This window comes from Amycolatopsis nivea (assembly GCF_004522235.1).
Lineage (GTDB): Bacteria > Actinomycetota > Actinomycetes > Mycobacteriales > Pseudonocardiaceae > Amycolatopsis > Amycolatopsis nivea.
In genome coordinates this window covers 1-13,867 of the sequence record NZ_SDLT01000064.1, presented here as the reverse complement: position 1 = coordinate 13,867, position 13,867 = coordinate 1, and the positions used below count along the sequence as shown (strand labels likewise).

At 69.7% G+C, this 13,867-nt stretch carries 10 protein-coding genes, 1 tRNA gene and 1 pseudogene; 10 read left to right on the top strand and 2 right to left on the bottom strand.

Annotated features, from left to right (window positions below; genetic code table 11):
• Positions 1 to 28 precede the first annotated feature (28 nt).
• The 5 genes from EIZ44_RS41870 (at position 29) to EIZ44_RS41845 (ending at position 8,769) form a co-directional block, all read left to right on the top strand.
• Positions 29 to 1,237 carry an MFS transporter gene (locus EIZ44_RS41870; protein WP_134734342.1) on the top strand — a complete coding sequence of 403 codons (1,209 nt, stop codon included), beginning with the start codon at positions 29 to 31 and terminating at the stop codon, positions 1,235 to 1,237.
• A gap of 464 nt (positions 1,238 to 1,701) precedes the next feature.
• Positions 1,702 to 3,066, top strand: a complete 1,365-nt coding sequence (locus EIZ44_RS41865; protein WP_078870546.1) for a GGDEF domain-containing protein — start codon at positions 1,702 to 1,704, stop codon at positions 3,064 to 3,066.
• 981 nt (positions 3,067 to 4,047) lie between these two features.
• Entirely contained in the window at positions 4,048 to 6,219 is a 2,172-nt protein-coding gene (locus tag EIZ44_RS41855) for a phospholipase A2 (protein ID WP_134734340.1), read from the top strand.
• Between the two features lie 164 nt (positions 6,220 to 6,383).
• Positions 6,384 to 8,063, top strand: coding sequence for an LCP family protein (locus EIZ44_RS41850; RefSeq protein ID WP_037815225.1), 1,680 nt, complete (start codon positions 6,384 to 6,386; stop codon positions 8,061 to 8,063).
• Between the two features lie 124 nt (positions 8,064 to 8,187).
• The gene (locus EIZ44_RS41845) at positions 8,188 to 8,769 is read left to right on the top strand and encodes a helix-turn-helix domain-containing protein (RefSeq protein WP_134734339.1); all 582 of its coding nucleotides are present in this window, start codon (positions 8,188 to 8,190) and stop codon (positions 8,767 to 8,769) included.
• A 296-nt stretch (positions 8,770 to 9,065) separates the two neighbouring features.
• On the opposite strand, the gene EIZ44_RS41840 is transcribed toward EIZ44_RS41845, so the two are convergent.
• Positions 9,066 to 10,526, bottom strand: a complete 1,461-nt coding sequence (locus EIZ44_RS41840) for a flavin-containing monooxygenase (RefSeq protein WP_134734338.1) — start codon at positions 10,524 to 10,526, stop codon at positions 9,066 to 9,068.
• A gap of 71 nt (positions 10,527 to 10,597) precedes the next feature.
• On the opposite strand from EIZ44_RS41840, the gene EIZ44_RS41835 reads away from it, so the two are divergent.
• Positions 10,598 to 11,197, top strand: coding sequence for a TetR/AcrR family transcriptional regulator (locus EIZ44_RS41835; RefSeq protein WP_037815230.1), 600 nt, complete (start codon positions 10,598 to 10,600; stop codon positions 11,195 to 11,197).
• 220 nt (positions 11,198 to 11,417) lie between these two features.
• Entirely contained in the window at positions 11,418 to 11,927 is a 510-nt protein-coding gene (locus EIZ44_RS41830) for a hypothetical protein (RefSeq protein WP_134734337.1), read from the top strand.
• 694 nt (positions 11,928 to 12,621) lie between these two features.
• Here the strand turns inward: EIZ44_RS41830 and EIZ44_RS41825 are convergent.
• Complete coding sequence (locus EIZ44_RS41825; protein WP_037358573.1) at positions 12,622 to 12,843, bottom strand: DUF3618 domain-containing protein; 222 nt, start codon at positions 12,841 to 12,843, stop codon at positions 12,622 to 12,624.
• Between the two features lie 124 nt (positions 12,844 to 12,967).
• Between EIZ44_RS41825 and EIZ44_RS41820 the strand changes: the two genes are divergently transcribed.
• The 3 genes and pseudogenes from EIZ44_RS41820 to EIZ44_RS41810 all read left to right on the top strand — a co-directional run.
• A tRNA-Leu gene (locus tag EIZ44_RS41820) sits at positions 12,968 to 13,041 on the top strand.
• A gap of 277 nt (positions 13,042 to 13,318) precedes the next feature.
• A complete protein-coding gene (locus tag EIZ44_RS41815) occupies positions 13,319 to 13,627 on the top strand; it encodes a hypothetical protein (protein WP_134734336.1) in 309 nt (102 codons plus the stop codon).
• Between the two features lie 46 nt (positions 13,628 to 13,673).
• A pseudogene (locus tag EIZ44_RS41810) lies at positions 13,674 to 13,867 on the top strand (hypothetical protein); the annotation flags it as partial.

Genomic DNA, 13,867 nt, shown 5'->3' with positions numbered 1-13,867 from the left:
CGATCGGGGAGGGGGCAGTGGTCATCTCGTGACGACCGAAGCGACCTCTCGGCTTACGGCGCCGCTGCGGAATGTCGAATACCGCGTGCTCTGGGCGGCGGAGGCCATCTCGAGCGCGGGCGACCAGCTGGCGAAGGTGGCGTTGTCCATCCTCGTCTACCACCGCACCGGTTCCGCGCTCTGGGCTGCCGTCGTCTACGCGCTGACCTTCCTGCCCGCGCTCGCCGGCGGGCTCGGGCTGTCCTTCCTCGCCGACCGCTATCCGCGGCGCGCCGTGCTGAGCGTGAGCGCCGCGGCGCAGGCGGTGCTGGTCGGGCTGATGAGCCTGCCCGGGATGCCGCTGGTCGCGCTGTGTTTGCTGCTCGTCGCGGTGCAACTGGCCGCGTCACCGGCGAACGCGGCGCAGAACGCGATCACCCGGGAAGTCTTCACCGACGACCATCTGTACCTGCGCAGCCAGGACCTGCGCGGGATCACCACCAACACGGTGCAATTGCTCGGCCTAGCCGGCGGCGGCGTGCTGGTGACGGCAGTGGGCACGTCGTGGGCGCTGGCGATCGACGCGGTGAGTTTCGCGATCGCCGCGGTGATCGTGCGGGTGTGGGTGCACGACCGGCCCGCCGCCGGAGGCGACCACAGCACCTGGTTCTCCGCGACCCGCTGGGTGTTCGGGCAGCGCAAACTGCGCGTGCTGATCGCGTTGTCGTGGCTCGTGGGGCTGGCCGTGGTGCCCGAAGGACTGGCCGCGCCGCTGGCCCAGCAGCTGAACGCGCCGTCCGCGGCGGTCGGCTGGCTGCTCGCCGCCGACCCGCTCGGCTTCGTCGCCGGGGCCTATCTGCTGTCGAAATTCGCGTCCGCCGAGGTCCGGCAGCGCCTGCTCGGCGTGCTGGCGACGACGTCGCTTGCCTTGCTCGCGCTGTTCCTGCTGCAGCCGAACCTGGTGGTCGCGCTGGTGCTGCTCGCGCTCGCCGGTGCGATGGGCGCCTACATCATCACCGTGACCGCGACGTTCTCCACCTGGGTGCCGAACGAACTGCGCGGCGGCGCCGGCGGGCTCTACCGCACGGGGCTGCGCGTGGCGCAGGGCGTCGGGGTGGCTCTCGGCGGGGTAGTCGCCCAGGCGACCGGGTCTGCGGTCACCGCCATCGCGCTGGCCGGGCTGGCCGGCGTGGCTCTGGCGATCCCCACCGCGTTCTCGTGGACCCGGGTGCGGCACGCGGTCGCGGCCGGGGCCTGATCGTGGGTTGCGGGATGGAACTCTGGCCGGGGTCGAGGCACCGGCCGAATGGGTCCGGATACGCCGGACGGGAAGTCGGTTCACGCTTCACGGTCACGCACGGAACACACCTCCGTTCGCATTGTCACGAATCCGTCGTGGATCGGTCACGGAACTCACGCTTCACGGTCACGCACAGCTGTCCACCTCCGCTCGCTGACAATTCATCGGAAAATGACAACAGCTCGATTCACGCTTCGCGGTCGCGCACGGGAAAACACCTCACTCGGGGGGACGGCGGGGACGCTCCTCCGCAATTTACTTCATGGATGCAGCAGTTGTCGCGGAAGGCGTCTCCGGGTTCGGAGACTACGGTCGAATACAGCGTTCGAAGTCGGTGAGTGAGATGATACCGGCAACTGATAACGACGCAGAACCGGGAAGCTTCCGGGAACCGCATCCGACACCGGAGGAGGCACGGCCCGATGCCCGGAACCGAACCGGCGCGCGGTGACCGCCGCGGCCCCGGGGAGGAACCGCCCGCCGCGACGGGCTTCGCGGGACGGCTGCGCGCGCTGATCGCCGCGAACCCCGTTTCCTCATGGGATCTCTGGACGAAACCGCGCCGGATGGTGGCGTTCCTGCTCGCCTGGGACGCGATCGCGGTGGCGCTGCTGACCTTCGGCGTGATCGCGTCGCCGAGCCCGGATCTCGTGGACTGGGGCCGGTTCGCGATCCTCGCCGGCTGCGCGACGGTGCACATCCAGCTCACCCGGCGGCAGGAGGAACGGCGGCGCAACCGGGTCACCGCCGTCCACATCGACCTGACCGGCATCTGGGTGTTCCCGGCCGCGCTGCTGCTGCCGATCCCGCTGACCCTGCTGCTGATCGCGCTGCTGCGGATCCAGCGGTGGTTCAACTCCCGGCGGCCGCCGCACAAGTTCGTGTTCACCTCGTTCACGCATGCGGTGTCGGCATTGCTGGCACACCATCTGTACCAGACCTTCGCGTCCGCCGAACTGGCCCGGCTTTCGCCCGCGAACTCGTTGCAGGTCTTCGGGATCCTGATGCTCGTCGGCTTCAGCTACGCGGCTTTGCAGGCGATCGTGATCGGCGGGCTGCTCGCGCTCGGCGGCACGTCCGCGCCCACGCTGCGCAACGTCTTGGGCACCAAGGACGACAACCTGCTGGAGCTGTCGACGATCAGCCTCGGCACCATCGCGACGATCCTGCTCGTGAACATCCCGCCCGCGATCGTGATCCTCGTGCTCATCACGGTGCTGGGCAACCGGCTGGCGGAAATCAACCAACTGCAGTCCGAAGCGCGCACCGATCCGAAAACCGGGATCTTCAACGTGCGCGGGTGGTCGGAGTCCGCGGAACGCGCGCTGGCAAGGGCCGCGCGCGGCGGGGAAACCCTGGCGCTGCTGATGATCGACCTCGATCACTTCAAGTGGATCAACGACACGTACGGCCACCCGGCGGGCGACGACGTGCTCCGCACGGTCGCGCAAACTCTCGACGAGATAACCCGCCCCAAGGACATCATCGGCCGCTTCGGCGGCGAGGAGTTCCTGATCCTGCTGCCCGACGCGGACACCACGGCGGCGAAGGTGACCGCGGAACGGATCCGTACCGCAATCGCCGATCAGCGCATCGTGACGACCGACAAACGCGGCGGTTCGGCATTGATCACCGGCCGCACCGGGTCGATCGGCGTCGCATTGCTCGGGGTGAACGGAACGACACTGGAACAGTTGCTGCAAGCCGCCGACGCGGCCGTCTACACCGCGAAGGAAGGCGGCCGGAACCAGGTGCGCTTCGCGGATGCGGATCTGCCGTCCGAGTGATCCACAATTCCGATCACCGGCACGCTTTGCGATTAATCGCGAAACCGATTCAGCAACTGTCCGCGACGGGCCGCGCCCCGTTCCTCCGCCGGATTGAGCCGAGGGGTTAATTGTCGGCCGGACCGCTAACCGGGGCGGCCGGTTTTTCGGCCGGATCGGAACGGCCCGGATTGCCGAACCCGGACGGCTGAGGCCCGAAAATCCTCCGCCGCTCCCTCGGACTCGACCCTGGCTCGATCGGGCCGCGTTCCGTCCATCGTGGATCGAACCCTCCCGAGCCGCGCCGCGGCGATGCTCCCGCCCGGGCTGCGGGCTCCCTGCTCCAGCGGAGGTACGTGAGGGGAACCCTCACGGAATCAGATTCCCTGAAGGTGGCCCTCACGTACGCCCCCGGCGCGGACCGCACCCACCGGCCCCGCACCCGCCGCGGAGAACCCCCAATGCCACATTGGGTGCGCTGGACGCACCCAACGCCACATTGGGTGCATCTGACGCACCCAATGTGGCATTGGGGCGCGTCGAGCAGGGCCAGTCGCGCACCGCACCTGCACCGAGAGCGGCGGCGAAGACAGGAATCGAGCACCCCACGTAGCTCCCGAAGCGCTCAGCGCAATCAACGCCCTCACCCACACCGGGGCTCTCGGCCGAGGTTGGCCCTTCCATCGGGACCGGCCGCCGCTCCACCCCGGGGCTCACTGCCGACAAGGCTGCCCCCTCCAACGGGACGACTCCTCCCCGCCCCAGGGCCCACCGGCCGACGAGGCTGGTCCCCTCCAGCCGGACGGCTCCTCGCCCCGCCCCAGGGCCCACCGGCCGACGAAGCTGCCCCTCCACCGCGACGGCCCCCATCGCGCACCGCCGACGAACCCGCCCCCCTCCAGCAAGACAAGCCCCCTCACCCCACCCCGGGGGTTACCCCCCACCCGGGTGAGGGGGACAGCCGCCTCCCGTAGCGCGCGTCGGGCTGGCACCCTGGTGCGCATGCCAGCCACCGACGACCGTGCCCCGGCCGCCGTTCGCGTTCGCCGACCTTGGTCGACGTCCGGCTGGCTGCTGCTCGTCCTGCTCGTGGTGTTCGGGTTCGGCCTGATCGCCTCGCGGCCCGCGTCCCCGCCCGACCAGGGGCCGCCGACCGGCGGCGTGCTCGCGGCGCAGAACGCGGTCGAGGCGCTCGCCCACCCGGACGGGCAGGCCACCGCGCTCGCGCTCCTGCCCAAGGACTTCACCGCGGTCACCGGCGTGAAGCCCGGCCCGCTGCCCGCCCGCGACGGCACCGTCCGCGCGGCGCACCTCGACGGCGGCTGCTCGGCCCCGTGGGGCGACGACAACACGAAGTGGGACTTCTCCGTCCCCTGCAAGGCGCACGACCTCGGCTACGACCTGCTCCGCTACGCCAACGACAAGGGCCATCCGCTCGGCCAGTCCGCCCGCGCCGCGCTCGACGACCGGCTCGAGCAGGACATGCACCGCACCTGCGAGCTGAACCCGATGAACTCCGAGCGCACCTGCCAGCTGGTCGCGTCGGTGTTCACCGGCGGGCTGGTGGTCAACTCGTGGCATCAGCGCTGGGGCCCGCCGGTCGGCGACCCGATCGGCCCGATGGTCGCCGGCGTCCTGGTGATCGGATGCCTGCTCGTGATGCGCCTGCGCGGCTGGCACACCGCCCGCCGCACGACCCCACGGCCGCGCCTGCCTCGCGGCGTCCCCCGGCCGTGGGCGGTGCTCGGCATCGCCGGGGCGGCGGCGCTGCTGGTCGGCGAGTCGGCGACCGCGCTGGCCGACTGGGCCGGCGCGCCGCAGGCCACCTGGTGGCCGCTGACCTGGCTCGCGCAGCTCACGCCGTTGCTCTTCTTCGCGGGCGGCCTCGCCAACGCGGCGGGCTGGCGGGCCGAACGCGACCGCGGCTACCGGCATTACCTCGCCGAACGGTCCAGCCCGCTGCTGCGCCCGGCGTTGATCTTCGCCGTGGTCGCCCTGATCGTGCCGCTGGCGCTGGAACTGCTCGGCATCCCGGCCGGGACCAACGCCACCGTCATGCGGATCGCGCTGCATCCGCTGTGGCTGCTGGGCGTCTACCTGCTGACCGTCGTCGGCGCGCCGATGCTGCTCGCGCTCTACCGCCGTACGCGGCTGTGGTCGGTCGCGGCGCTGACCGCTGTCGTCGTAGCCGGAGAACTCGCCGCGAGCTGGATAGACGTGTCCTGGCCGCGCTACGCCGCCACGCTCGCCCTAGCGCTCCTCGCGCAGCAGGTGGCGTTCGCGTACGCGGATGGCGTCCGGCTTCGCCGCCCAGTGCTCGCCGTCGCGGCTGTAAGCGGCGTCGCGGCCCTCGCGGTCGCAGTGTTCGCCTTCGACGCTTCGCCGGTACTGCTCGGCAACCCGGGCGCGCCTGCTGCGTTGTCCGCGCGGCCGTGGACCGTCCTGCTGCTGGGTGTGTCGCAGCTCGGCCTCGTCGGGCTCCTCGCGACACCGCTGCGTCGCTGGGCCGCCCGCGACCGCGTCACCCGCACCGCCGGACTGATGCTGCGCGCGCCGATGAGCCTGTACCTGGCGTTCCTCGCCGCGATGCTGCTGCTCGTCGCCGTCGTCTACCTGCCCGGACCGATCGCGAACGGCCTGACCTGGCTCCTGCAGCCGCGCATGCTCGCCGCCGTGGCGCTGCTGCTCGTGCCCGCGGCCCTGGTCTTCTGGTGGTTCGAACGCCATCCGGGCAAACCCGGCACCGAGGCGCCCGCCGCACCACTTCCGTACACCCCGACCGGCCGTCGTCAGGTGCTGCTCACCCGCGCCGCCGCCGCACTGGGCATCGGCTACGCGACGCTCGGCGTGTTCGGTCTCGCACTGGCCCGCTTCGGCGCTGAAGCCGCGGACGCCGACGTGCTCGGCTTGCGCCTGGACCCGGTCCAGAGCCTCGTGCACCTACTCCTGGGCGTCCTGCTGCTGCACGCCGTCCGGACCGGCGGAGCGGCGACCTCGGCCGCGACCTGGTTCGCCGCCGCGCTGACCTGTGTGCCGTCGCTCGTGGCCGCCGCCGGGGGCGAAACGCACGGCTCGGCGGTCGTCGTCCTGCACCTTCTCACCGCGGCGTTGGCGCTGGTCGGAGCGGGTTCGTGCATGGTGCCGACGAGACGGGCGGCTCCCGCGACACCCTGACGCGCGACACGCGTACCGCCGACCGGGCGAAACTGCTTCGGATACCGGACCATAGGTGGTGCGCACCACACCGCACGGGGGAGGTGCGAATCCGTCGCAACCCCCGCCCGGCACCATGCGTCTCCAGAAGCGGACGACCAGAACGACGAGAAGGAGCCGGCCCCGTGGACTACCCGCCTCGGAACGGGCAAGGCGATCGCCGCCCCGCCCGCTCGTGGCAGGACCAGCCCGGCCGGGGACCGGCGCGGCGGCCCGGGCCACCGCCCCGCTCGCGACGCGAACCGCAGGCCGGCGGACCGCCCCGGCGTCCCGGACCGCCCCCGCGCCGTCCGTACCGGGGCGCCCGCCGCGGCGGGCTGCGCGGGGCGAAAATCGCTCTGACCGTGGTGTCGCTGCTGGTCATGGGGCTCACCGGATACGCGTGGGCGTCGCTGCAGGGGCTGGTCAACGGGCTGAACTACTCCGACGTGATCGGCGACGGCGCGGGCGGCGACAAGCCCGCCGACGGCGCCCGCGACATCCTCCTGGTCGGCCTCGACAGCCGCACCGACGCGCAAGGCAACCCGCTCTCCCCGGAACTGCTCGCCCAGCTGCGCGCGGGCGAATCGGACGGCGAGCTGAACACCGACACGCTGATCCTGGTCCACATCCCGAACGACGGCAGCAAGGCCGTCGCGCTCTCGCTGCCGCGCGACTCGTACGTCGACATCCCCGGCTACGGCAAGCACAAGATCAACTCGGCGTACGCGAGGGCGATGCTGCAGGCGCGCAAGGACCTGCAGGCCCAGGGCGTCACCGATCCGAAGGAACTCGACGTCAAGGCCAATCAGGCCGGTGCGCGGCTGCTGATCTCGACGATCCAGGAGCTGACCGGGTCCACGATCGACAACTACGCGGCGATCAACCTGCTCGGCTTCAGCGACATCACGAAGGCGATCGGCGGCGTGGACGTCTGCCTGAAGGACAACGTCGACGACGACTTCTCCGGCGCGAAGTTCACCAAGGGCCAGCACACCATCTCCGGGGTGGAGGCGCTGGAGTTCGTCCGGCAGCGGCACGGGCTGCCGCGCGGCGACCTCGACCGCGTGGTGCGCCAGCAGGTGTTCATGGCCGGCATGGCGCGCAAGATCCTCTCCGCGGGAACGCTGACCGATCCGGGCAAGCTCAACGCTCTGGTCGACGCCATCAAGAAGTCCGTGGTGCTGAACCAGAACTGGGACATCTTCAACTTCGCCCAGCAGATGAAGGGCCTCACCGGCGGGCAGCTGGAGTTCCGCACCATCCCGGTCGACAACGTCGAGTACCGCACCCCGAACGACGGTGTCGCGGTGAAGGTCGACCCGGAGAAGGTGAAGGCGTTCGTGCAGGGCCTCACCGGTCCGCAGGCCGGAGCCGACGGCGCGCCGGCGCAGCAACAGCAGAAGCCGGACCAGTCGCACAAGGACACGACAGTCGACGTGCGCAACGCGTCGGACCGCACTGGTCTCGCAGCGAGCGTGTCCAAGCAGCTGGTGGACAAGGGCTTCACCGCGGGCGACACGGACAACGCGTCCTCGCGCAAGACGACTGTGATCTGGGTCCCCAGCGGCGGCGAGGCGGCCGGGCAGGCGGTCGCGGACGCGCTCGGCACCAAGGCGACGGTGCAGGAAGACAAGAGCGTGCCCAAGGGCCACGTGAAGGTGTACCTCGGTTCGGACTACCAGCCCGCCGACGGCGCTTCGAGCGGAACCGGTGCGGCGCAAGCGCCTCCGGCGCAGCAGCAGGCCGCACCGCCGTCGACGCCCACCGGTCCGGGGAGCGACGACCAGCCGATCACCGCCGACGGCGTGCCCTGCGTCAACTGACGCGTTGCTCCATTCGGGGCAAGTAGAAATTTCTCCCGAAACCCGCGTAATGAGCGGCCGCTTCGGCACTTTCACCATCGGGACGCAAGCCCGCGTCCGCGAAGTTGGTTGAGGGGCAGGGGCCGTGATCGACGCTGAGCACTACCAGCGAGTGCTGGGAGACGAGCTGCGCAAGCTCAGGCGTGGCCGGGGATGGACGCGCAAAGAGCTGAACGCGCATCTGCAGAGCGAAATCTCGCTGCAGACACTGGCGACGTATGAACTGGGCACCCGGCAGTGTTCCGTGGTGCGCCTGGTCGAACTGTGCGTGGCGATGGACGAGCTTCCGCAGGATTTGCTGGCGAAGGTGCACAGCCGGGTCTTCACCGAGGAACCGGGCCGGGTCCGCGTGGACCTGCGCCGGGTCGTCGCGGAGGCGGGTCCGGAGCTGGCTCCGTTGCGGCGCTGGGCCGAAGGACGGTTGCGGCAGAGCGGAGTCGCGATGCCCGCCCGCGCGGGAGCCGCCGCCGGCGCTTCCGTTCCCGGACCCGGATCTCCTGCCGCGCCAAGCCCTTCCGCTCCCGCGGCGTCCGGCCCGCCCGCGCCGGCGAGCGCCTCGGCCGACGAGGTGTCGTTCGACTTCGCCGCGCTGGAGCGGATGGCCGAACTGTGCGGTCTTCCGACGGCCGAGCTGGTTTCGCACCTGCGCAAGCTCGCTCCCGCCTGACCACAGGCCACGAGGGGGACCTTCGCGACTCCTCCCCTGCCGCGAACGTCCCCCTCGTACTCTTCCTTTTCCTTCTCCGCTCGACGACAACGCTGCCCGCGCACGGCCAGCGTCCACTGTGGAGCGCCGCTCCGCGCTGAACGCTGCCCTGAAACCACGAGGGGAGCTTTCGCGACTCCTCCCCTGCCGCGAAAGCTTCCCCTCGTACCCGTAGTCCACTGTGGACTACCGCAGAGACCACGAGGGGGACCTTCGCGGCTCCATCCCCCGCCGCGAACGTCCCCTTCGTGCCACCCTCAGCCGAGCAGTTCGTAGTCGTCCCGCCGGACGGTCCGGGTGTCGAGCCAGTACCGCCAGGTGAAGCCCGGCCACAGCGTCCGGTTCACGCCCTTCGCGTCGAGATACCAGCTCTTGCAGCCGCCCTGGGTCCAGATGCCCTTTTCGAGCTTGTTCTGCACCTGCGCGTTGAACCGCTCCTGCACGTCCTCGCGCGGGTCCAGCGCCCGGTCGCCGGCGAGCCGCAACGCCTGTGCGATATAGGAAATCTGCGCCTCGATCATGAAGACGACCGAGTTGTGGCCGAGCCCGGTGTTCGGCCCGAGGAGGAAGAACAGGTTCGGGAAGCCGTTGACGGTGATCCCGAGATGCGTCCGCATCCCTTCGCTCGCCCACTCCTTCGCGAGATTGCGCCCGTCGCGGCCGACGATCTCCAGGCTGTCGAACGCGTCGGTCACGTGGAATCCGGTGCCGTAGACGATCGCGTCCACCTCGTGCTCGACGCCCGCCTGGTCGACGATGCTGTGCTCGCGCACCTCGGCGACGCCGTCGGTGACCACGTCGACGTTGTCGCGGGCCAGCGCCGGGTAGTAGTCGTTCGAGATGAGCACGCGCTTGCAGCCCATGGTGTAGTCCGGGGTCAGCTTGGCGCGCAGCTCCGGATCCGACACCGCGCGGTCGATGTTGCTCTTCGCGAGCCGCTGCCCGACCTTCATGATCCACGGCTGGCCGTTGAAGCCGATCGCGCGCGCTTCCAGGGTCCAGTAAAGGAAATTCCGGTACAGCCGCTGCACCGGCGGCACCGCGCGGAACAGCCCGCGCAGCCAGCCCGGCATGTCGCGGTCGGCCTTCGGCATCACCCACGGCGGCGTGCGCTGGAACAGCGTCAGCTCGGCGACCTCCGGCGCGATCTTCGGCACGAACTGGACCGCGCTGGCCCCGGTGCCGACGACGGCGACGCGTTTGCCTGCGAAGTCGAAGTCGTGCTCCCACTCGGCGGAGTGGAACGCGCGCCCCTGGAACCGCTCGATGCCCGGCAGGTCCGGGATCATCGGCCGGTGCAGCGCACCGACGCCCGCGACCAGCGCCGGAGCCACGAACTCGTCGCCGCCGCGGGTGCTGACGTGCCAGCGGTTCTCCTCGGCATCCCAGCGCGCGCCGGTCATCTCCTGCCCGAAGCGGATGAAGCGGCGCAGGTCGTACTTGTCCGCGACGCCGCGCATGTACTCGTAGATCTCCGGCTGCGGCGAGTAGGCGCGCGACCAGCCGGGGTTCTGCTCGAAGGAGAAGGAGTACATGTGCGACGGGATGTCGCACGCGCAACCGGGGTAGCTGTTGTCGCGCCAGGTTCCGCCGACGTCCTGGGCCTTCTCGAGCACCACGAAGTCGTCGCGGCCGTCCTTGCGCAGCTGAATCGCCATGCCGAGCCCGGAGAACCCGGTGCCGACCACGATCACGCCGGTCTCGGTGCGGTTGCCCATGCGTCCTCCCGTTAACTGTTACCCGAAGTCCAGCTTACTCGGAGTAGGTTACTGGCGGTAGAGTGTGCTCCATGACCACCGCCAAGCGCAAGCGCATGCCCCGAGCCGAGCGGGAACGGCAGATGATCGAGGTCGCCGAGCAGGTCTTCGGCGAGCGCGGCTACGCGATGGCGTCGATGGACGAGATCGCCGAGCTGGTCGGCGTGTCCAAGCCGATGCTGTACGAGTACTTCAACTCGAAAGAGGGCCTGCTGCTGGCGTGCATCCGGCAGTCGCGGTCGGCGTTGCAAGAGGCCACCGAGCAGTCGATCGTCGGCGCGGACTCGGCACAGGAGGCACTGCGGCGCGGCTTGCTGGCGTTCTTCGTCTTCATCCGCGAACGCCGCCAGGCCTGGTCGCTGCTGCGGCACGAGATGGCCCTCATCGGCACCCCCGCCGCGGACGAGATCGAAGAAACCCGCCGGCAGCAGACCGACCTGATCACCGCGTTGATGAGCGGCTATTTCGACAGCGAGGACACCCTGCGCGCCGAAGCCTCGGCCGAGTTCGTCGTCGGAGCCTGCGAGCGGCTCGCCATCTGGTGCGAGCGCTTCCCGGAGGTGACTCCCGAGAAGGCCACCGAGTACGCCATGGATTTGCTGTGGGCCGGGTTGTCACAGCGTGCGATCTAGCGTGCACGTGAAGATGACCGTGCATTAGGCCATTCGGTCGTCACTCAGCGCACATCTCGTCCCGTTACTTGTGACACAGAGTTTTCTTACGGTATCGATGACACGGTAGAAAGACACACTGAGTGTCGCGCCAGCGGCCGGCAAGCAGGAATCGCGTCATGAGTTTGCGGTGGCCGGGTCTCGACCTGTGACGCATGCTGATGACGAGAGGGGTGAGGCAGTGGTGGAAACGATCACGGCGACGTACAAGCACGACAACGACGACTGGACGATCACCGTCAGCGGCCGCGGCAAGGAGCTGACCGGCAAGGCGCCGGGCATCATCGCCGCCCGCGACCGGGCCGACCAGCTCGTGGAGAAGCTCGCCCCGAACGAGCGACCCACGGTCGTGCACCTGCTGAACGGCAACGCACTGGAGTTCACCAGCGCGTACATGGCCGCCCGCCTGACGCTGCCGGACATCGAACCGCTGGAAATCCCGCCGTCGGGCGGTGCCAAGGCGGCCAAGGACGCGACTGCGGCTTCCGAGCCCGAGGCTCCCGCTGCTCCTGCGGCGGCGTCCGCGTCTGCGTCCGCGTCTGCGTCCGCGGAGAAGGACAAGGCCGCCAAGCCAGCGCTGCCGCCGAGCAAGCAACTCCCGAAAGAGGTCGAAGACCGCAAGCCGGACGAAGCGAGCCGCCCCGGTGTGACAGCGGGCGCGTCGGCCACGCCTCCGGTCGCACGCGCCTGATCTCGCAGTAGTTCTTCGTTGAGCTCGCGTTCTCGCGGGCTGGTTTGCCTACGCTCCGCTCGGGTTTCCGCGGCCGGTTTGCCTGGTTGTTCAGCTCGGGTTTCCGCAGGTCGGCTCACCTGGGCGTTCCACGGGACCGGCTTGCCTGCGCGTACAGCTAGGTTCTCGCGGGCCGGTTCGCCCACTCGCGCAGCTCTTTCACCGGCTGATCCGCCTGCTCGTTCAGCTCTCTCGCAGGCTGGTTCGCCTGCGCGTTCAGCTCCCGCGTCGCGGCCGGGTTTGCCAACGCGTTCAAGCCACGTTTGCGCGGCCCGGTTTTGCCTGCACGCACCCCTGCTTCGCCCTCGCCTCAGAGACCCCTTGAGCGGCCGGTACCTGCCCGCCGAGCGGGATCACCCGTTCACACCCGCAAACAGTTGGCCACGCCCAGCACAGCGGCGAAAAACCACCGAGTCACCCCAGCGGGGTAGCCCGATTCGGCGAACGTGATGCCCCCAACCGACCCAGGTGAGGGACCACCAAACAGGTGACCCCTAGTTTAGTGGCACTTCTCACGAAGTTCACCGGGCGTAGCGATCACCGCTGTCCATCCGCCATCCAGGGCGGAAACAGCCAGTATTCGGCGACCCGTCCGCGCGCGACCGAAGCAGCACCCGGCGTAACCGGAGGCGTGCCCGTCAGCGACGCGAACCCGTCAGCGGAACAGCTTCCGCACCAGCAGCACGGCCACCAGCACGCCAGCCCCGATCAGCGGGTACTTGACCTTCGGGTTGTCGAGCTTCGCGCGCACGCCGTCCTTCGCCTGCTCGGCGAGTTTCTGCGGATTGGCCTTCGTGCCCAGCTGGTCGAGGGTCGCCGCCAAAGCGGTCCTCGCCTGCTCGATCTCACGCTCGATGGTCTCGGGGTCGCGAGCCACGTGCCCTCCTCGCCGCAGTCGGACTGTAGGCGGTCCACGGTAGAGGACAACCCCCGCGAGACGACGACTGGCCACGCCGAGCGAACCCGAACGTGGCGCGCGCTACGATCACACCTGGTTCCTGGGGGCCGTAGCCCAATTGGCAGAGGCACACGGTTTAGGTCCGTGCCAGTGAGAGTTCGAGTCTCTCCGGCCCCACCCCCACGGTTCTGACCTGCATCGGAGCAAACCTGGCAACTGGTCCGGACAGACCGCATGCCACACAGGTGCCATCGATAAAGGCTCTTTCTCGCTTATCGAAGATAATGCGGTCGCCTCCGCCTGTCCCCTCGCCAACGCTGAGTGGTTCTACTCAGCCGAGCTAGGTAGGCCTTCGCGTTTTCGCTGGTGAGCACCCCATTTGAGGGAGTAGCGCCGTTGATCTCCGAGCCCGGGTGCCCGTAACGTGATTGGTCGGTTACGGAAGGGGAGGCCGATGGGGTTCACGAGTGTGCCCGCCGCGTTGAGAGCAGCGGGCCGGTCTGCGGGTGAGAAGACCAGCGGGTTGCGGGGCGCGGATTGCGCGAGTCTGGTCGGGCGGATCTCCGGTGCGATGCGGGGCGGGAAGGCCGCAGCGGCGGCGGGTGCGTGCGGGCAGTCGTTGTCGGCGACGTTCAGTCAGTGGTGCTCCCAAGCCCAGCGGTTCGGCGAGAATCTGGGAGCCGCGGCCGACCGGTACGCGCGCGGCGACCAGGCCGCCGCGGGGGTGTTCCCGGCCGCTCCGACGATGCGGGGGCCGCGCTGATGGTGTCGCTGGCCGATGTGCGCTNGACGATGCGGGGGCCGCGCTGATGGTGTCGCTGGCCGATGTGCGCTCCTGGAACCCGAACGTGCTGGACGAGGTTTGCTCGGCCGTGCGGGCGAAGGTGCAGGTTCTGGTCAGCGAGGGCGACGACTACGGCAAGCTTCTCCCGGTGGACGGCTGGAGCGGCCCAGCAGCTGAAGGCGCGGCCGCCCAGCACAAGACCCACATGCAGGGCCTGGA